Genomic DNA, 18,179 nt, shown 5'->3' with positions numbered 1-18,179 from the left:
GCGGTGGAACCGATCCTTGCCGGATCTCCGCTGCTGCTGGCCGCCGTGCTGGGGATCGTGTTCTTCGCCGCGATCGTGCAGGCGGGGCTTGGCATGGGGTTTGGCCTTGCCGCCGCGCCGCTTCTTGCGCTGCTCGACCCCGAACTGGTGCCGGCCCCGGCGCTGATCCTGGGGTTTGCATCATCGCTCTGGGTCGCACTGCAGGCGCCGCCACTCATCCAGTGGCGCGAGGTCTGGACAGGCACCGCGGGCCGGATCGCGGGCGTGGCGCTTGCCGCGACCTTCATCGCGGGGACGTCAGACCCCCGTGCGTTCTCGTTGGCATTCGCAGGGATGATCGGGCTGGCCGTCGTGCTTTCGGCCGCTGGATGGAGGCTGCGGTTCTCCATGCCCAAGCTCGTGGCCCTGGCGGCGCTGTCGGGGCTGATGGGCACACTGACCTCGGTCGGCGCGCCGCCGCTGGCGCTGATCTACAAGGACCGACCGCCACGCGAGGCGCGCGCGACGCTGGCCGCCTTCTTCACCCTGGGCTGCGCGGCATCGCTTGCGGGTCTTTGGGGCGCGGGACGGCTGGGCTGGGGTGATGCGGGGCTGGCGGCCCTGATGGCGCCGGCAATGGTCGCGGGGCTTTGGACCGCCAGACGTTTCGACGGCATCTTCGACCGACGCTACCGTGGCCTGATGCTTGCCGCCAGCGCGCTGGCGGCCGTCCTGCTGACGCTCAGGGCGATTTTGTAATGACCGGCGGCGGCCTCCTGCGACTTGCAGCGCGCCATGGCCGGCTGCTGCTGATCCTCGGGCTTCTCGCGGGGGCGAGCCTGCCGGACCTTGCGCGTGACATAGCCCCCTGGCTTGGCCCCATGGCGGCGGCGCTGATCGGCTTGGCGGCGTTCCGTATCGGGCTGTCCCGCGCGGTGGGGGCACTGTCGGATCTGGTCCTCACGCTCAGAATCGCGCTGGCGCTTCAGTTCTTGCTGCCATTGACCGCGCTTGGTTGCCTGTGGGCCGCCGGGTTGCTGCACCGCCCAGAGGCCGCGATCGCCCTGCTCGTCATGTCGGCGCCCCCCGTCGGCATGGGGCCCGGACTCGCGGTGCTCAGCGGTCTGCCGCCAGAACCTGCGCTGCGTCAGCTGGTTCTGGGAACCGCTCTGCTGCCGCTCACGGCCCTGCCGGTTCTTGCCGCGCTGCCCGGAGTGGGTGCCGGCACAGGCGTCCTGATTGCCGAGGGCAGGCTGCTTGCGACGATCCTTCTGGGCGCGGGGGCCGGATTCGCCCTGCGCGCGCTGCTGCTGCCCGAAGCGCGCGAGCCGCAGATCCGCGCGGCCGATGGCGCGGGCGCGATGCTGGGTGCCGTCATCGTCATCGGGCTGATGGCAGAGGTGGGCCCGGTTCTAGTGTCCGATCCGCTTCGACTTGGCTATTGGCTGGCCTTCGCCTTCGCGCTGAACCTTGGCCTGCAGGCAGCGACATCGGCCGTCCTGCGCGCCCGTGGCGCGGGGGCCGAGGCAGGGACATTCGGCATCGTCGCAGGCAATCGCAACGTGCTTTTGTTCCTTGTCGCGCTCCCGCCCGAGGTCTTTGCACCGCTCATGGTCTTCGTCGGCTGCTACCAGGTGCCGATGTACCTGACGCCCCTGTTCGCCCGGGGGCTTCACCGGGCGCGGGCGGCGTAGACCTTCAGTCCTCGCTCCATTCCCAGGGCCGCGTGAAGCCGCCAAGAACGTGTCCAAGCTGCTCTTCGTCCACCTCGCCTTCGCGCCGCAGCCGTGCGACAAGGCCGCGCCGCTTGTCCTCATAGACATCGACGACCGAGACGGCCAGACCCGCCTTGCGCAGTGCTGCATCGTAGACACGGCGGATGGCCAGCTTGCGCAGCGCGGGCTTGAAAACCTTGCCGACCGCCGTCTTGGGCAACTCAGGCAGGATCTCGACGTGCTTCGGCAGCGCCGCGCGTTCAGCCAGGTTCTTTGCCGCGAAGGCGACCAGTTCAGCCGGCGTGACCGATGCCCCGGCGACCAGTTCGACATAGGCGCAGGGCAGTTCGCCCGCAAAGGCGTCGGGTTGGCCGATCGCCCCCGCCATGGCCACGGCAGGGTGGCCCATCAGCGCGTCCTCGATGATCGCGGGGTCGATGTTGTGCCCGCCCCGGATGATCAGGTCCTTCGACCGCCCCGTGATCCACAGGTAGCCGTCCGCATCGATCCGGCCCAGGTCTCCGGTCCGCAGCAATCGTCCTTCGGCAAACAACCCGGCATTCCTGGATGTCTCGGTGTAGGTGGATCCTGTCAGAACGCCGGGACTGGACACGCAGATTTCCCCCACCTCGTCGGTCGCGCATTCGTGGCTGACCGTGCCGTCCGCCTCGCACTTCAGGATGCGCACGTCGCAATAGGGCAGGACAAGACCGACCGATCCCACCTTCTTGTCGCCCTCGGGCGGATTGCAGGACACAAGGCACGTCGCCTCGGTCAGGCCATAGCCTTCGGCGATCTCGACACCCGTTGCGGCCCTGAAGCGGTTGTAAAGCTCGATCGGCAAGGGGGCAGAGCCCGAAATCGCGATCTTGAGCGAGGAGACATCCGCATTGACCGGGCGCTGCATCAAAGCCGCGATGGCCGTGGGAACCGTGATCAGGAACGTGACCTTCCACCGCTCGATCAGCTTCCAGAAGTTGTCGAAGACGCCCTCGCCCCGGTACCCCGCCGGCGTCGGAAAGACCGTATGCGCCCCCGACCAGATCGCGGACATGAAGACCGGATAGGCTGCGAAGACGTGGAACAGCGGCAACGGACAGATCAGAACGTCGGTTTCATCGAACAGCAGCGTGCCGCCAAGCCAGCCGTTGTAGATCATGCCGGAATACCTGTGCTGCGCCACCTTGGGCAGCCCGGTCGTACCACCCGTGTGGAAATAGGCGGCAACCCTGTCGCCCGCGCTGTCTGCGAAGGAAAGCCGGTCGCCGGGCATCCTGGCACATTCGGATTTGAAATCCCTCACGACGGCCTGGTGCGCGATCGGGTTCTCGGGCCGGACGAAGGGCACGATCCAGCGCTTGGGGAACGGCAGGTAGCGGCTCAGGTCAACCTCAAGCACCGTCTTCACGTTCGGCGCCAGCCGCACGGCCTCGGCGGCCTTCTGCGGCACGTCCGTCTTGGGGAACGCCTTGAGCGTGACCAGGACCTTGGCCCCGGTTTCCCGCAGGATCCCTGCGATCTGTTCGGGCTCAAGCAACGGGTTGATCGGATTGACGATCCCCGCGATCGCCCCGCCCAGAAGCGTGACCACGGTTTCGGTCGCGTTGGGCAGAAGGTAGGCCACCACGTCCCCTTCCCCGACGCCAAGGCTTCGGAACAGGTTGGCGGCCCGCGTGACGCGGGCGTGAAGGTCGGCCCAGGTCAGCGTTTCCGCCTTGGATCCGGGATCGGCAAGGATCTGAAAGCTCAGCGCATTGCGGTCGCCGTATAGCCCTGCCGTCCGAGCGAGAAAGGCATGAAGGGTCTGCGGCAGGTCGCGCTCGCCCCATGGCATTTCCCGCTCGATCGCGTCACGGTCCGCGCGGGTCACGAATTTCGTCATCTCTCCTCCCCTGCCCTTTCCGGGCCTTCGGGAAAAGATGCGGTCAAAAGCATCCTGCGGCAAGCGCGACGCAGCGAAACGGTACGCGGCCCCTATTCCGCCGCCTGGCCTTCCGTGAACTGAAGCCGCGCCAGGCGCGCGTAAAGCCCGCCCTCGCTCACAAGGCTGTCGTGCGTGCCCTGGGCCACGATACGGCCCTGGTCGAAGACGACGATGCGGTCGGCCTTCTTCACGGTCGCCAGTCGGTGGGCGACGATCAGCGTGGTGCGCCCGCGCGCCACGGCCTCGACCGCCTTTTGCACCGCGACCTCGCTTTCGGCATCCAGCGCCGAGGTCGCTTCGTCCAGAAGCAGGATCGGCGCGTCGCGCAGGATCGCGCGCGCGATCGCGATGCGCTGCTTCTGCCCCCCCGAGAGCATCACGCCGCGTTCGCCGACATAGCTGTCGTAGCCCTGCGGTAGCGCGGACAGGAAATCATGGGCGGCGGCGGCGCGGGCCGCTGCCTCCACCTCGGCGTCGGTCGCGTCCGGCCGGCCGAAGCGGATGTTTTCGCGCGCCGTCGTCGCGAAGACGACCGGATCCTGCGGCACCAGCGCGATCGCGCGGCGGAAGTCCGAACGCGCCATGTCGCGCAGATCGATCCCGTCGATCGTCACTCGCCCCTCGTCGGGATCATAGAACCGCTGCAGAAGCTGGATCACCGTGGTCTTGCCGGCACCCGAAGGACCGACCAGCGCCACCGTCTCGCCCGGCCGCACTGACAGGTCCACCCCCTCGAGCGCAGATATCTCGGGCCGCGCCGGATAGCGGAAAGTCACGCCTTCCAATGCGACCGCCCCGGTCGCGGGCCGCGGCAACGCGACGGGTTGGGCAGGGTCCCTGACGCTGTCCTCGGCTGCGAGCAATTCGCCCAGACGTTCCGTCGCGCCAGCCGCTCGCTGCAATTCGCCCCAGATTTCCGACAGCGCGCCCGCCGCGCCCGCGACCATCACCGCGTAAATGACGAATTGAACAAGTTCGCCAACGCTCATCCCGCCTGCGCGCACATCGCGCGCGCCCGACCAAAGAACCACGACCACGCCGGCGAAGATCAAGAAGATGACGATCACCGTCATGACCGCCCGCGTGCCGATCCGCTTCTTGGCTGACAGGAACGAGCGTTCCGTCACATCGGCAAACGCCGCCCGGTTTTCGCTCTCGTGCGTGAAGGCCTGAACGGTCTGCACGGACAGCAGCGCCTCTGACGCGTTGCCCGAGCTTTCGGCGATCCAGTCCTGATTTTCGCGGCTGAGCGCGCGCAGGCGCCGCCCAAGAAGGATGATCGGAACGATCACGACCGGCACGATCAGCAGCGCATAGATCGTCAGCTTGGGCGACGTCAGCAACATCAGCCCAGCCCCACCGATCAGGATCAGGAAGTTCCTCAGTGCGATCGAAACCGACGATCCGATCACCGACAGGATCAGCGTCGTGTCCGTGGTGATGCGGCTCAGCACCTCGCCCGTCAGGATGCGTTCGAAGAAGGATGGGCTCATCCCTATGACGCGGTCGAAAACCGCGCGCCGGATGTCGGCCACGACCCTCTCACCCAGCCGCGTAACCAGGTAGTAGCGCGCACCCGTGCCAACGGCCAAAAGCGCCGCGAAGCCAAGCGCGACAAGGAAGTAGCTGTCCAGAAGTTCGGTCGCGCCGTTGAACTGGTCGATCACGCGGCGCACCGCAAGCGGCAGGATCAGGGACACCGAAGCCGTCAGGACCAACGCGCAGATCGCAAGGGCCACCAGGCCGCGATAGGGTCTGAGAAACGGCCAGAGCGCGCCCAGGGATCGCATACGCTGGGACGATTGCCGGTCGGACGGTGTCGGATCGGAACGTCGCGCCATGAAACCTCCTGTTGACGAACCGGGTTTAGGCGCAGGTCCAGCCGGGAACAAGGTGCAAAAAAGACCTCGCTGCGCACGCGAACAGACACGAAGACGACAGGATGGGCGAGCCAAAGCGGTTGCGCGCGATAAGCGATGTGCTGTCGTGGTTGAACAGCACGGGCCTTCGCACGAAGGTCAGCGACCGGACGTACGGCGAAGTGCACCTTGCATCTGCTGGATGTGGGTTGGAGCGGGCGGCGGGAATCGAACCCGCGTCTCTTGCTTGGAAGGCAAGGGTCTTACCATTACACAACGCCCGCGCAGGACCTGCTAGCTAATGCAGGTTCCGGTTCGCGTCAAGGGAGCGATCGCCATATCCGCCGGCGCATCCTGCATGAAGTGACGCCAGAGTGATTTTCGCGCCCTCTCGATCGCCGGCCCGGCGGATCCACCGGCTTCGGCCGACCCAAACGGCTGCGCCAGTTTTCACGTGTTGTCGGCTTCCAGCACCTTCCGGGCGACGCGGAAACATTCCAACGCCCGGGGAACGCCGCAGTAGATGCCGATCACGTGGATGATGGCGCGAATCTCCTCCTTGGTGACGCGGTTGTTGACGGCGCCGCGGCAGTGCACGTCCCATTCGTGCATCTTTCCAAGCGCGCCGATCATGGCGAGGTTCATTCCGAACACCTCGTCCTTTGCGATGGTCATGTCAGGGGTGACCTGCAGCACCGTCGGCTCAAGGAAGGCGCCCGGACGGTTCAGCTTGCGCCCTCGGCCGCGAAGATCGTGGGGTCGGTGTGGTAGCGCGCTTCTAGCGAATGGAGGAGCGGAGCGTTTAGTCGGGATCCTCCAGGTAGAGACCAAGCTGATGCCGTTGTTTGTGGAACTTCTTGACCCGCTCGACGATCTCGGGGCTTGCGACCGCTATTACGAAACTCAGGGGCGTTTCGAGCAGCGCCATCGGCGAGACCGACGAGGGGAAAAACTGCGGCGTATCGACCGATACGCCAAAGCGATGCTGGACGAGCACCGAGATCGGGCTTGCCGGACTGTCGGAAATCGCGATTACCGTGACGCCCTGCTCGCGGGCGATCTTCACCGTTTCGACCGCCTCGCGCCTGTAAGGGTGGCAAGTCATAGCTATCAGGACGTCGCGGCCATCCGCCCAGGCGATGTCGTCAGCGGCATTCGAACCCGCCTGCGGGATGGCGTGAAACTCCACCATTCCGGTGAAGGGCTGACCTGCCGGGCCGCGAAACCACGCGGCCCGGCAGAGATCCAAGCGACAGCGCTATCAGATGCTGCCCACAGCCATTTCGCGCGCGATGAAGTCCGCCTGACGGATCGCGAGTGCCACGATGGTCAGCGTCGGGTTTTCCGCAGCGCCGGTCGTGAACTGGCTGCCGTCCGAGATGAACAGGTTCGCGATGTCGTGAGTCTGACCCCACTTGTTGCAGACCCCGTCCTCGGGCTTTTCCGACATGCGGTTCGTGCCAAGGTTATGCGTCGACGGATAGGGGGGCGTCGGGAATGTGCGGGTCGCGCCCACGGCCTCGTAGATCGCCATGCCCTGCTTGTAGGCGTGGTTGCGCATAGCGACGTCGTTCGGGTGATCGCTGAAGTGCACGTTGGCGACGGGCAGGCCCCACTGATCCTTCACGTCGGACAGCGTGACGCGGTTGGTCGCCTGCGGCATGTCCTCGCCCACGATCCACATGCCGGCCATGTTTTCATAGCTGTCGAGCGCTGTGGTGAAGGAACGGCCCCAGCCGCCCGGATTGAGGAACGCCGCCATGAACGGGATCCCGAGCGAGAGGGTTTCAAGCTCGTACCCGCCGACGAACCCGCGCGATGGATCATGGTGCGCCTCGTCCTGCACGATGCCCGCCATCGTGGTCCCCCGCCACATCCGGACAGGCTTTTCGAAAACCGCGTAGACGGAGCCGGTCGTGTGGCGCATGTAGTTGCGGCCGACCTGATCCGAGCTGTTGGCAAGCCCGTTCGGGAACATCTCGGACGCCGAGTTCAGAAGCAGGCGCGGGCTTTCGAAGCTGTTGCCCGCGACGCAGACGATCCGCGCCTTCTGCATCTGCAGGTTGCCGTCCTTGTCGAAGTACTCGACCCCCGTCACCTTGCCGCTTTCGTCGTGCAGGATCCTGGCCACATGGGCGTGGTCGCGCACTTCGAGATTGCCGGTGGCCTCGCCGCGCGGGATATCGGTGTAGGCGGCCGACCACTTGGCGCCCCATTTGCAGCCCTGGAAGCAGAAGCCGGTCTGCTGGCATGCCATCCTGTCGTCGTAGTCGGCTGAGTTGATCGCCATGCGGCCGGTATGGACTTCGGTATAGCCAAGCGCCTTGGCGCCCTTTTCAAAGACCTTGAAGTTGTTGTTGCCGGGAAGGCCCGCACGGTCGCCGGTGCGGGTCACGCCCAGCTTGGCTTCGGCCTTTTCGTACCATGGCGCCATCTCGGCCGCGTCGATCGGCCAGTCCAGCAGGTTTGCCCCCTCGACGGCACCATAGGTCGAAAGCGCCTTCCACTCATGTTCCTGAAAGCGGATCGAGGCACCGGCCCAGTGGGTCGTCGTGCCGCCCACCGCCTTGACGATCCAGGCCGGAAGGCCCGAGAAGTCCCTGGCAACGCGCCAGTCGCCCGACGTGGTCCGCGGGTCGGTCCAGGCAAGTTGCCCGAAGCTTTCCCATTCGTCGTTGATGTAGTCCTCGGGTAGATAGCGCCCGCCTGCCTCAAGGGCGACGACCTTGACGCCTTTTTGCGCCAGTTCGTTCGAAAGCACCCCGCCGCCAGCGCCGGTGCCGATGACAACCACGACGGAGTCGTCGGTCAGATCAAATTTCGCGACCATGTTTCCACTCCTCCGTGGTCAAAGCCAATTGATGTCGTCGAAGCCGCGCTCGATGTAGCCGCCCTGAGAGAAGGATTCGCCCTCGTAGCCGAAGATCGGCCAGACTTCCTTCTGGTTATAAAGTCCGGTCACCAGGCCGCCGCGGACGGTCTGGAAGAAGCCGGAATCCTCCATGGCCTGCAGTATCTTGACGCGGTCTTCCTCCCAGCCCATCGAGACGTAGTCGGCATGGCCGGCGGCTTGCGCAGCCGCGTCAAGCGCCGCCACACCCTCTTCGACAAGCGCCTTGCGCTCTTCGGCGTCGTAGCCCTTGACGGCGATCGCGTAGAACTGATCCGCGATCCTGTCGTGCGGATAGATATCGCGCGCCATCTGGACCAGGGTCGCCATCTGGTGCTCGGAAATGACCCTGACTTCGACCGCCCAGGCCGCGTTCGGGGCAGCGATGAAGCCGGCCCCTGCGACGACCAGGGCGCCGGCCGCAACCGAACGCGCCAGCAGCGCGCGGCGGGTCAAGCCTTGCCGTTCGATCTTGCTCATCATGTCCTCCCTTGAGCAAAAAACATGGCCGGTTACAGGAACCGGCCGCCACGTTGGATGACCTCGATCTGGTAGCCGTCGGGGTCAGCGATGAAGAAGAAGCGCGCGACCGTGACGTCGCCGTTCTTGAAATCGACAAGCTTGCGGGGCGCCAGACCGTCCGCCGTCAACCGTGCGTGCTCTGCGTCGATGTCGCTCACCGAAACGGCAAGATGGCCGTAGCCGTCGCCAAGCTCATAGGGCTCGGTCCGGCCCTTGTTGACCGTCAACTCAAGCTCGAAGCTCGTCTCGGGGTTCGAGAGATAGACAAGGGTGAAGCTCTCGAAGTCCAGCCGGTCGGCGACAGAGAGCCCGAAAGCGCGAGAGTAGAAATCGACCGAGCGCGCCTCGTCGAGAACGCGGATCATCGAATGAATCGCCTTTGCCATTGGCCCTCCAAAATTCTTGCGATTTTGGTAAGACTAAATGACCAATTCAGGCGACGGGTAGTAGCGGGGTACTACAGGCGCAAAAAGTTCCTATTCGGCGGCAATCCGCGCGCCGGCATCCTGTTCGTATTCGCCAAGATGAATGGTGCAGGCACACCGCAGCAGCGAGGTGAAGTTCGGAGCTTCGCCATGAAGCTCAAGCACTTCGGAGTGAAGGCGCGAAATGAAGGCCGGGGTCGTCAGGCCCTCGCGCTCGGCGATCCGGTCAAGAATGCGCCAGAACGAACGCTCGAGCCGGATGGATGTGCTTTGGCCGTTCAACCGCAAGCGACGCGTGACGCACTCATAGCGGTTCGGGTCCTGCCCTGCAAAGATCTCGCACATGGTCCACCTTCGACATGGTCGCGAAGGCACACATTCTGTGACCGAATCGCCGGATCGTCAACTTTTTGCGGGGTTTCGCACGGACGGAAACTGCGCGCACTCCGGGTCCCATCAAATCGAAAAGCCCGATGGCGAATGGAGCTACTGCTGGGAAACCTGGATCTGGATGTCCAATGCCTCGCCCTGCCCGCCGATGCGCGTGCCGATCACGGGTGCCGCATCGGCGTAGTCAAGCCCGGTCGCCACGCGAACGTAGCGATCGTCGGGGCAGATCCCGTTCGCCACGTCGAAGCCGACCCACCCCAGTCCTTCGACATGGGCTTCGGCCCAGGCGTGCATCGCCTCTTGCTGGATACGGCCGTCCAGCATCAGGTAGCCGGAAACATAACGCGCGGGCACGCCCATCTCGCGCGCGCAGGCGATGAACACATGGGCGTGATCCTGACACACGCCCCGCCCGGCTCCAAGCGCCGCTTCAGCCCCCCAGCCAGGGTCAGAGGCGCCGACCTCGTAACGGACCGCGTCCAGGACCGTCCCCATCAGATGGTGCATCCGCGCAAGCGCTCCGTCCCCTTCGACCGCCTGCACCAGAGCCTTGACCCCGGCGCCGGCCTGCGTGCGACGGGTCGCGCGGGCGTAAAGCCACAGGGGCGCGGGACCCGCGTGCCGCCCAACGACGCCATTGGTGTCGCGAAGCTCCACTTCACCTTCGCTTGCGACGACCACTTCGCTCACATCGCGTTCGAAGCTGATCAACTCGACCCGATTGCCGTGATGGTCATCGAACGACAGTTCCTTCTTTCCGCCGGTCACCGAGGTCGTCCAGGCCAGCACCGTCTGGGCGTCGCTCGCCCTGGGCGTCTTGCGCAGTTGCTGAAGCCCGTAGCTGACCGGGTGATCGAAACGGTAGCGCGTCGCGTGGGAGACTTTCAGGCGCATGGATCACTCGTAAAATCTGTAGTCGATCTCGATCTGGCGGCCGATCTCCGCCAGAAGAGTCAGCATCTTCTGGATGAATTCGTGCAGGCCGAAATCGAAGACCGCGTCGATATCGTGGCTCAGATAGGTGGTTTCGATGTGATCCAGCTTGGCAAGCGCGGGCGAGCGCTGGCCGGAATCCCCGTCGAGATAGCCCAGATTGTCGCGGATCTTGCCAAGGCAGAAGGCCAGGCTGCGCGGCATCCGCTTGTCCAGGATCAGGAACTGGGCGATTTCGCGTGGACCGGCGCTGGCGCCGTATTCCATTCGAAAGCCGCCGCGCCCCGACACGGCGCGCAGGATCGTTTCCCATTGCACGTTGTCCACGGTGGAACCGACGGCGGACACCGAAGGCAGCAGGACGTAGTACTTCACGTCAAGGATCCGCGCCGTGTTGTCCGCGCGCTCAAGGAAAGTGCCGATGCGGGCGAAATCGTAGATGTCGTTGCGCAGCATCGTCCCGTGGGTCGCCCCGCGCACCAGCGCCGCACGTTGCCGGATGGAACCGAGAACGCCGGGCAGGTCTCGTTCGCCCACCTTTCGAGACAGAAGCTCCTGCGCGCGCATGTGGGCGCTGTTCGTCGCTTCCCATACCTCGTGTGTCAGCGCCGTGCGAACCATCCGCGCGTTCTGACGCGCCGCCGCGATCGACGAGAGCACGGAGGAAGGGTTGGCCGGATCGCGCAGCATCCAGTCGATCGCAGCTTCTTTCGACAGCGTGTCATGGACCGAAGCGTAGCCCGAGTAGACACCGGCCGTTTCCAGGATCGAGCGCCACTCCTCGGCAGAGGCGCCAAGACGCGTCAGCGCGATGCGCTGGCCCGTCTCGATCAGGCGGGAGGTGTTTTCCGCCCGTTCGAGGTAACGGTACATCCAGAAAAGCCCGTTGGCCGTCTTGCCCAGCAACCGTCAGTCCTCCAGCACCCAGGTGTCCTTCGTGCCGCCCCCCTGCGAGGAGTTGACGACAAGCGACCCTTTCTTGAGCGCGACGCGCGTCAAGCCGCCGGGCGTGATCTTGATGCCGTCCGGGCTCATCAGCACGAACGGCCGCAGGTCCACATGCCGGGGGCTCAGTCCCGCGCGCGAAAAGATCGGCACGGTCGAAAGGCTGAGCGTCGGCTGCGCGATGTAGTTGGAGGGCCGCGCGATCAGCTTCTGGCGGAACGCCGCCAGTTCCTTCTTGCTTGACGTCGGCCCGATCAGCATGCCGTAGCCGCCCGAGCCATGGACCTCTTTCACCACCAGTTCATCCAGGTGGTCAAGCACATAGGCCAGGGCTTCCCTTTCGGAACAGCGCCAGGTCGGCACGTTGCCCAGAAGCGGACGCTCCCCCGTGTAGAACTCGACGATTTCGGGCATGTAGGAATAGATGGCCTTGTCGTCGGCGATCCCGGTGCCCGGCGCGTTGGCGATCGTGATGCCGCCCGCACGATACACGTCCATGATCCCCGGCACGCCGAGCGCGCTTTCGGGATTGAAGTTCAGGGGATCGAGAAAATCGTCGTCCACCCGGCGGTACAGGACATCGATCGCCTTGTAGCCCCGCGTGGTCCGCATCGCAACGCGGCCGTCCACCACGCGAAGGTCCTGCCCCTCGACCAGCTCGATTCCCATCTGATCGGCCAGGAACGCATGTTCGAAATAGGCCGAGTTGTAGATGCCTGGTGTCAGGACCGCGACGGTCGGGTTGGCACCGGTGTTTTCCGGCGCGCAGGCCGCGAGCGAGCGCAAGAGATCGGCCGGATAAGTCTGGACCGGCTGCACCCGGTTGCGGGCGAAAAGCTCGGGGAACATCTGCAGCATCGTCTCGCGGTTCTCCAGCATGTAGCTGACCCCGGACGGCGTGCGCGCATTGTCCTCAAGAACGTAGAATTCATCCGGCCCGGTGCGCACCAGGTCGATACCGACGATATGGGTGTAGATCCCGCCCGGAGGCGAAACGCCGATCATCTGGGGCAGGAAGGCTTCGTTGCGGCTGATCATCTCTAGCGGCAAGCGCCCCGCCTTGATGATCTCCTGTCCATGGTAGATGTCGAACAGAAAGGCGTTGATCGCCCGAACGCGTTGTTCGATCCCGCGCGACAGCCGGGTCCACTCGGCGCCCGAAACGATGCGCGGGATGATGTCGAAGGGGATCAGCCGCTCTTCGGCCTCGGCGCGGCCATAGACGTTGAAAGTGATGCCCGTCAGCCGGAACAGGTCTTCGGCCTCGCGCTGTTTGGCGCGAAGCCGCTTCGGATCCTCGCCGTCCAGCCAGCCGCTGAACCTGCGGTAGGGATCGCGCAAGCTTCCCTCGCGCCCCCACATTTCGTCAAAGATCGATTCTTGGCTCATGACCCACCATCGGCGCGCAAGTCCGCCGGAATCCATGCATGCTGAACGCCGCCGCCGGGACAATCCAGGATTGCCTAATTTCTGCGCTGCGCACTTGGCCTTTGCAAGCATAAAGGGCACATCCTGGGCCATGCGCCGCGGCATCTGGCTGCCCAAGATCCAGGCCGCCACGCCTCGAATGGCCGCAAGAACCACAGTTCATCGATGTTGGAAACTGGTGCCCCCAGACGGACTTGAACCGCCGACCCTCTGATTACAAATCAGATGCTCTACCAGCTGAGCTATAGGGGCACTGCGGCTGGAATAAACGCGTTGCCCGGTCCACGCAAGAGGAAGCCTCAGGTTGAGCCGGGGCGCATCTGGGCGCGCGCCATCAGTCCGACGGCCAGAAGTCCGACCCCGATCACCAGCAGCGCGGGCGGGGACGCGTCGCCCAGATTCTCGAGACTCGCCTTCTCATGCACACGTGTGGCCAGTGTATCGTAGTTGAAAGGACGCAGCAGAAGCGTTGCCGGCAATTCCTTGACCCCGTCGACGAAGACCAGCAAGAGCGCCGTTCCGACCGAGCCTTTCATCAGCGGAAGATAGACCTCGCGCAGCGAGCCGCCGGCGGTGCGGCCAAGCGATCGCGCGGCCATGGGAAGCGAAGGCGAGACGCGCCCGAAGGCGGTATCCAGCGCACCTTGCGCGATGGCGAAGAAGCGAACGGAATAGGCGAACACGATCGCGGCCGCGGAACCGGTGATCAGCAGGCCCGGATCGAAGCCGGTCAGGTACAGCACCGTATCGGCCACCGCGTGATCGAAGGCCGCCATGGGGATCAGGATGCCGACCGCAAGCACCGCGCCGGGCGCGGCGTAGCCGATCGTCGTGGCGGGCAGCAGCAGCCGGGGCAGCCGCCGCCCGGTTAGCCTGACGCCATAGACCATCAGAAGCGCGCCCAGGACCGTCACCGCCGCCGCCGATCCAGCCACCGTCAGGGTATTCAGGAACGCCCGCACCAGCCCCTTGCTGACCCATGCCTCGGGATTGTCGAGTGCGTGGGCCCCGATGACCCCGACCGGCAGCAGGAAGCCCGTGGCGAAGGGCAGCGCGCACAGGCCCAAGGCCAGCAGCCCCGCGCCCGCCTTCAGTTCGACCCGCGCGATCGGGCGCGGCTGGCGGGCGGAGTGGTAGTAGCGCGAATGGCGGCGGCTGACCTTTTCCAGCGCCACAAGCACCAGGATGATCGTCAGGATCACGCAGGCGATCTGCGCCGCACCGCCGGCGTTCATGGATTCCAGCCAGACCGAGAAGATGCCCGTCGTCAGCGTCTGGACGCCAAAGAAATCGACGACGCCGAAATCGTTGACCGTTTCCATCATCACGATGGCGGCGCCGGCGGCGATTGCCGGACGGGCAAGCGGCAGCCCGACGCGCAGGAACAACCCGACAGGTCCGGCGCCCAGAGCGCGCGCAACTTCGTAACTGCCGGCGGACTGTTCGCGGAAGGCCGCGCGGGCCAACATGTAGACATAGGGATAAAGCGCCGCCGACAGCACGACGATAGCCATCAGGCGCGAACGGACTTCGGGGAACCAGTAGTCGCGCGCCGAGGTCCAGCCCATCGCCTCGCGCAGCGTGGTCTGAACGGGCCCGGAATATTCCAGGAAGTCGACAAGCGCATAGGCGCCGACATAGGCCGGAATGGCCAGCGGGAGAAGCAGCAGCCACTCCATCAGCCGCGAAAACGGGAAGCGGTACATCGTCACAAGCCAGGCCGCCCCCGCGCCCACAGCGGCCGAAAGCGCGCCCGTCCCGAGCGTGAGCAGCGTGGTGTTGCCCAGGTAGCGCGGCAAGGTCGTCGACAGCAGATGTGGCCAGATGTTTTCGCTGGGATGAAAGGCGATGGCCACGACCGACAGGATCGGCAGCAGAACGAGCGCGGCGATGACCAGCGCCGCCAGCGACCAGACCCCGCTGCCCGCCCGCTTGCGCGCGCCGGGGGCGATCGAACCGGGGATCGGGGCTGGCATGTCGTTGGTCATGGCGACGGGGTTAGCCGAAAGCGGTTTTCCTGTCCAGAAAGCCCGTATACTGTCCGCCCCGGTCGAACACAGACGGGAACCGTTTCGGTATGCAGGTCATCTATCACATCGGCGCGCATTGCACCGACGAAGGCCGTATCCTGAAGGCGCTTCTCAAGAATCGCGGGCTTCTGGTCGACCGCGGGGTCGCCGTACCTTCGCCTGCGCAGTTCAGGCCGGTTCTGCGCCGCGCCATGCAGTCGCTCTCGGGCGGGCTTCTGGGGCAGGACGCGGGGCAGATGATCATCGAGGACCTGCTGGACGGAACCCCGGCCAGCCGCCTGATCTTCAGCCACGATTTCCTCATGTCGATTCCCATGCATTCGATCGGAGAGGACGGCCTTTACGCCAACGCGCCGCGAAATGTTGCCGCGCTGTCGCGAATCTTCGCCGAGGGTGCGTGCGAATTCCACATCGGGTTGCGCAATCCCGCCACGCTGGTGCCCGCGCTGGTGCGCATGCAGCGGGGGCAAAGCTATCGCGACGTGATGGGGGCCGCCCACCCGCTGGAAATGCGCTGGCGCCCCGTGATCGAGCGTATATTCGAGCGCGTCCCCGATGCGCGGCTTGTCCTCTGGTGCGATGAGGACCTTCCGTTCGTGTGGCCCGAACTGCTGCGCCGCATGGCCGATCTGAACCCCGAAATCGCGCTTGAGGGAGAGAACGACTTTCTCGCGACCCTGCTGACGCCCGCGGGCTTGGCCACGCTCGAGTCCCGTCTGTCGACCGCCCCGCGCGACATCGAAAGCCGCCGCGCGATCACCGCCGAAGTGCTCGCGGCGCACCTGCGCGAGGGTGCGGCGGAAGAGGCCATAGAACTGCCCGGCTGGTCCCAGACTCTGATCGACCAGATGACGGCCGAATATGATGCCGACGTCGCCGCGATCGCGTCCTTTCCGCGGGTCGAGTTCCTTTGGCCATGATGCAAGAAGGGCGGCGGAAACGCCGCCCTTCGCAATCCTGTCGGGGGTTCAGTTGGCCACTGCCTGGAAACCCGTGATGCGGATCAGGTCGTCGGTGGCGTAATCGTCGACCATCGGCATGTTCGTATCGTCCGAGTGCTGGATCGAGACATAGGCCGTGCGACCATCGGGCGCGAAGATGAAGCCGGTCGGTTCGGCCGAGCTGTCCTTGACCGATAGCACGCGGACGCAACCGTCGGACTTCAGGTCACGGTCCCAGCCGTCGGGCAGACAGGCCCAGACATCGCCATTCTCGTGATCCTCGACGACGTAGAGGATCCCCGTCACCGGCTGGAAGTCCAGGTTGTCGACCGAATTCAGCTCGGGGTCGCCCTCGATGAAGCGGTTGACCTTCACGGTCATGGCCAGCTTGCCCTCGGCGTCGGGTTGCGGCGTCGCCATCGGCTCTCGGTCGATGGCGCAGAGCACCTCGCCGTAGTGGCCCGCACCTTCGTTACCGGTGTTGGTCCAGCAGAAGCGGACACCTTCGCCGGCAAAGGTCGGATCCGCATGCAGATCTTCGGGGCGGTAGAACCCGGTCGCGCCCTTGGCGTCGGCATCGGCGCGCGCGTTCGTCGGGTCGATTTCCACCCAAAGCGCGTTGCCGACCTCGCAGCCCTGCCCGGCCTGGACCTTGCCCTTCACGCAAGACACCTGCATCGCATAGGATCTGCCATCGGCCAGGGGCGACTGGTCAAGGCTTTCGATCGCCCCACCGCCATGCGCCACGGCCGGCACGAACTTGAACATCGCGCCGCCATCGACGTCTGCCGCCGCGGTTCCCGGTCGCAGCTCATCGCCGCCGATCACCACGCCCTCGGGCGTGACCGTGAGGCCCTCCCAGGCCATCACCGGCAGTTTCGGCCGCCTGACCAGCCGCGCAGGATCCGAGGCAATGCCGCCTTCGCGATCCGAGATCACGGCATTGTCGAGCCCGAGCGGATCGATGATCTCCCACGCTGCGCCATCGTCGGTTTCCTCGGTCGCAAGGATCGTGCCCCAGGCCGTCGTGCGGATCCCGTCGCAACGGTCCATGCCCCGAACAAGGGTCCGCACCTCACCGTTCGCCAGATCGATCGATTGGATCGCCGGGTTGAACTTGCCAGCCGCGATCTCTTCCCGTTTGCCCTCGATGCAGGCAACCATGTGAGTGGGGTTTTCGGCAGGCCAGAAGACCATCATGTCCAGATGATTGCCGGCCGCGCGGGTGACGTACTCAGCGCTCAGGCCCGAGGCCAGCAGAAGCTGATCGCCAGCGGACTGGTCCGCCACGCGGTAGCCCGTCTCGACCGAAGGCTCTGTCGAGGCCGCCAAGGGCCCGGCCACGCCGAAAAGACCGGCGGCATTTTCGGCAAGAGCGATGTCGCGGCCGGCGCCGAAATCTTCGGCCGAAGCCGTGGTCACCGCCAGAAGGCTTGAAGACAGGCAAAGAAGAGCAAGGCTTTTCATGGTTACCCCCAGAAAGTTTTCCGTGGGCATTCCATGCAGCACGAGTTTGATGGAATTTTCTCGGTTTGGTGACGTGACGATGAAAATGCGTCCCGGCTTCAGCTCATGCCAAGCGCGGCCTTGTACATTTCCAGCACGGCCTCTTCCTCGGCGATGTCATCCTTGTCACGCTTCCTGAGCGCGATGATCTTGCGCATCACCTTGGTGTCATAGCCCCGCGCCTTCGCTTCGGCCATGATTTCCTTCTGCTGCTCTGTGACGTCCTTCTTCTCGGCCTCCAGGTGCTCGTACTGCTCGATGAACTGACGCAGTTCGTCGGCGGTGACGTTGTAGGTGGCGTCGGACACGGGCTGGTTCATCCTGGGACTCCCTTTCGGACAGGCGTCCTGACTAAAGCCTAGGGCGCGCCGCTTCAAGGGGCCGCAGGCGGTCGCGGCGCGCCATGGACTTGCCCTCTGCCGCGCCCCGCGCTAGGGCAGGATGCGTCAGACAAGGAGGCGACATGGGCTGGCTGATCTGGACAGGTGCTGCAGTGACGCTGTTGGGGCTGGCGGGTCTGGTGGCCTGTATCGTCAGCGTCGCGAAGGCGCGGCGCGCGGGACTGGACGACGCCGAGCTGCGCGCCAGGATTCAGCGCGTGATCGCCTGGAACCTGGGGGCGCTACTGCTTTCCGCCATCGGCCTGATGATGGTCGTGGTCGGGATCGTCCTGGGATAAGACAACTGCGGCG

17 protein-coding genes, 2 tRNA genes and 1 pseudogene are annotated in these 18,179 nt (G+C 65.1%); 4 read left to right on the top strand and 16 right to left on the bottom strand.

Going from position 1 to position 18,179, the window contains the following annotated elements:
- Positions 1–3: 3 nt before the first annotated feature.
- Both OEW28_RS16425 and OEW28_RS16420 read left to right on the top strand, forming a co-directional pair.
- Positions 4–738 carry a sulfite exporter TauE/SafE family protein gene (locus OEW28_RS16425; protein WP_263735884.1) on the top strand — a complete coding sequence of 245 codons (735 nt, stop codon included), beginning with the start codon at positions 4–6 and terminating at the stop codon, positions 736–738.
- Entirely contained in the window at positions 738–1,673 is a 936-nt protein-coding gene (locus tag OEW28_RS16420) for a hypothetical protein (RefSeq protein ID WP_263735883.1), read from the top strand. Before OEW28_RS16425 ends, OEW28_RS16420 begins: the two co-directional genes overlap by 1 nt.
- A gap of 4 nt (positions 1,674–1,677) precedes the next feature.
- On the opposite strand, the gene OEW28_RS16415 is transcribed toward OEW28_RS16420, so the two are convergent.
- The 14 genes and pseudogenes from OEW28_RS16415 to OEW28_RS16350 form a co-directional block, all read right to left on the bottom strand.
- Positions 1,678–3,576: an acyl-CoA synthetase gene (locus OEW28_RS16415; RefSeq protein ID WP_263735882.1), complete on the bottom strand. Its 1,899-nt coding sequence runs from the start codon at positions 3,574–3,576 to the stop codon at positions 1,678–1,680.
- A 92-nt stretch (positions 3,577–3,668) separates the two neighbouring features.
- A complete protein-coding gene (locus OEW28_RS16410; protein WP_263735881.1) occupies positions 3,669–5,459 on the bottom strand; it encodes an ABC transporter transmembrane domain-containing protein in 1,791 nt (596 codons plus the stop codon).
- Positions 5,460–5,687: 228 nt separating this feature from the next.
- Positions 5,688–5,761 (bottom strand) — tRNA-Gly (locus OEW28_RS16405).
- 166 nt (positions 5,762–5,927) lie between these two features.
- Positions 5,928–6,122 (bottom strand): annotated as a pseudogene (locus tag OEW28_RS16400) (carboxymuconolactone decarboxylase family protein); the annotation flags it as partial.
- 157 nt (positions 6,123–6,279) lie between these two features.
- Positions 6,280–6,669, bottom strand: a complete 390-nt coding sequence (locus tag OEW28_RS16395) for a MurR/RpiR family transcriptional regulator (RefSeq protein ID WP_318527568.1) — start codon at positions 6,667–6,669, stop codon at positions 6,280–6,282.
- Positions 6,670–6,738: 69 nt separating this feature from the next.
- A complete protein-coding gene (locus OEW28_RS16390; protein WP_263735880.1) occupies positions 6,739–8,307 on the bottom strand; it encodes a GMC family oxidoreductase in 1,569 nt (522 codons plus the stop codon).
- 18 nt (positions 8,308–8,325) lie between these two features.
- Positions 8,326–8,847: a Twin-arginine translocation pathway signal gene (locus OEW28_RS16385; protein WP_263735879.1), complete on the bottom strand. Its 522-nt coding sequence runs from the start codon at positions 8,845–8,847 to the stop codon at positions 8,326–8,328.
- Positions 8,848–8,879: 32 nt separating this feature from the next.
- A complete protein-coding gene (locus tag OEW28_RS16380; RefSeq protein WP_263735878.1) occupies positions 8,880–9,275 on the bottom strand; it encodes a VOC family protein in 396 nt (131 codons plus the stop codon).
- 90 nt (positions 9,276–9,365) lie between these two features.
- Positions 9,366–9,659: a ribbon-helix-helix domain-containing protein gene (locus OEW28_RS16375; protein WP_263735877.1), complete on the bottom strand. Its 294-nt coding sequence runs from the start codon at positions 9,657–9,659 to the stop codon at positions 9,366–9,368.
- A gap of 141 nt (positions 9,660–9,800) precedes the next feature.
- On the bottom strand, positions 9,801–10,598 hold the full coding sequence (locus OEW28_RS16370) for a transglutaminase family protein (RefSeq protein WP_263735876.1): 798 nt from the start codon (positions 10,596–10,598) through the stop codon (positions 9,801–9,803).
- A gap of 3 nt (positions 10,599–10,601) precedes the next feature.
- Positions 10,602–11,543, bottom strand: a complete 942-nt coding sequence (locus OEW28_RS16365) for an alpha-E domain-containing protein (protein WP_263735875.1) — start codon at positions 11,541–11,543, stop codon at positions 10,602–10,604.
- 3 nt (positions 11,544–11,546) lie between these two features.
- Positions 11,547–12,971, bottom strand: coding sequence for a circularly permuted type 2 ATP-grasp protein (locus OEW28_RS16360; RefSeq protein ID WP_263735874.1), 1,425 nt, complete (start codon positions 12,969–12,971; stop codon positions 11,547–11,549).
- Between the two features lie 215 nt (positions 12,972–13,186).
- Positions 13,187–13,262 (bottom strand) — tRNA-Thr (locus OEW28_RS16355).
- Between the two features lie 47 nt (positions 13,263–13,309).
- Complete coding sequence (locus OEW28_RS16350; protein ID WP_412174812.1) at positions 13,310–14,998, bottom strand: ABC transporter permease; 1,689 nt, start codon at positions 14,996–14,998, stop codon at positions 13,310–13,312.
- An 89-nt stretch (positions 14,999–15,087) separates the two neighbouring features.
- Between OEW28_RS16350 and OEW28_RS16345 the strand changes: the two genes are divergently transcribed.
- Complete coding sequence (locus OEW28_RS16345) at positions 15,088–15,960, top strand: hypothetical protein (protein ID WP_263735873.1); 873 nt, start codon at positions 15,088–15,090, stop codon at positions 15,958–15,960.
- 48 nt (positions 15,961–16,008) lie between these two features.
- Here OEW28_RS16345 and OEW28_RS16340 read toward each other — a convergent pair whose 3' ends face one another.
- Positions 16,009–17,448 carry a PhoX family protein gene (locus OEW28_RS16340; protein ID WP_263735872.1) on the bottom strand — a complete coding sequence of 480 codons (1,440 nt, stop codon included), beginning with the start codon at positions 17,446–17,448 and terminating at the stop codon, positions 16,009–16,011.
- Between the two features lie 98 nt (positions 17,449–17,546).
- A complete protein-coding gene (locus OEW28_RS16335) occupies positions 17,547–17,807 on the bottom strand; it encodes a DUF2312 domain-containing protein (RefSeq protein ID WP_263735871.1) in 261 nt (86 codons plus the stop codon).
- Positions 17,808–17,950: 143 nt separating this feature from the next.
- Here OEW28_RS16335 and OEW28_RS16330 point away from each other — a divergent pair, with 143 nt between their 5' ends.
- A complete protein-coding gene (locus tag OEW28_RS16330) occupies positions 17,951–18,166 on the top strand; it encodes a hypothetical protein (RefSeq protein ID WP_263735870.1) in 216 nt (71 codons plus the stop codon).
- Positions 18,167–18,179 lie beyond the last annotated feature (13 nt).

It is taken from the genome of Albidovulum marisflavi (assembly GCF_025751435.1).
GTDB classification, from domain to species: domain Bacteria; phylum Pseudomonadota; class Alphaproteobacteria; order Rhodobacterales; family Rhodobacteraceae; genus Albidovulum; species Albidovulum marisflavi.
The sequence above is the reverse complement of the archived record's forward strand: the minus strand, read 5'-3'. Positions and strand labels throughout refer to the sequence as shown.

Coding starts and splice junctions, on each gene's coding strand:
- OEW28_RS16420 (WP_263735883.1), top strand. CDS start 738: ATGACCGGCGGCGGCCTCCTGCGACTTGCAGCGCGCCATGGCCGGCTG.
- OEW28_RS16415 (WP_263735882.1), bottom strand. CDS start 3,576: ATGACGAAATTCGTGACCCGCGCGGACCGTGACGCGATCGAGCGGGAA.
- OEW28_RS16410 (WP_263735881.1), bottom strand. CDS start 5,459: ATGGCGCGACGTTCCGATCCGACACCGTCCGACCGGCAATCGTCCCAG.
- OEW28_RS16395 (WP_318527568.1), bottom strand. CDS start 6,669: ATGGTGGAGTTTCACGCCATCCCGCAGGCGGGTTCGAATGCCGCTGAC.
- OEW28_RS16390 (WP_263735880.1), bottom strand. CDS start 8,307: ATGGTCGCGAAATTTGATCTGACCGACGACTCCGTCGTGGTTGTCATC.
- OEW28_RS16385 (WP_263735879.1), bottom strand. CDS start 8,847: ATGAGCAAGATCGAACGGCAAGGCTTGACCCGCCGCGCGCTGCTGGCG.
- OEW28_RS16380 (WP_263735878.1), bottom strand. CDS start 9,275: ATGGCAAAGGCGATTCATTCGATGATCCGCGTTCTCGACGAGGCGCGC.
- OEW28_RS16375 (WP_263735877.1), bottom strand. CDS start 9,659: ATGTGCGAGATCTTTGCAGGGCAGGACCCGAACCGCTATGAGTGCGTC.
- OEW28_RS16370 (WP_263735876.1), bottom strand. CDS start 10,598: ATGCGCCTGAAAGTCTCCCACGCGACGCGCTACCGTTTCGATCACCCG.
- OEW28_RS16360 (WP_263735874.1), bottom strand. CDS start 12,971: ATGAGCCAAGAATCGATCTTTGACGAAATGTGGGGGCGCGAGGGAAGC.
- OEW28_RS16350 (WP_412174812.1), bottom strand. CDS start 14,998: ATGACCAACGACATGCCAGCCCCGATCCCCGGTTCGATCGCCCCCGGC.
- OEW28_RS16345 (WP_263735873.1), top strand. CDS start 15,088: ATGCAGGTCATCTATCACATCGGCGCGCATTGCACCGACGAAGGCCGT.
- OEW28_RS16340 (WP_263735872.1), bottom strand. CDS start 17,448: ATGAAAAGCCTTGCTCTTCTTTGCCTGTCTTCAAGCCTTCTGGCGGTG.
- OEW28_RS16335 (WP_263735871.1), bottom strand. CDS start 17,807: ATGAACCAGCCCGTGTCCGACGCCACCTACAACGTCACCGCCGACGAA.
- OEW28_RS16330 (WP_263735870.1), top strand. CDS start 17,951: ATGGGCTGGCTGATCTGGACAGGTGCTGCAGTGACGCTGTTGGGGCTG.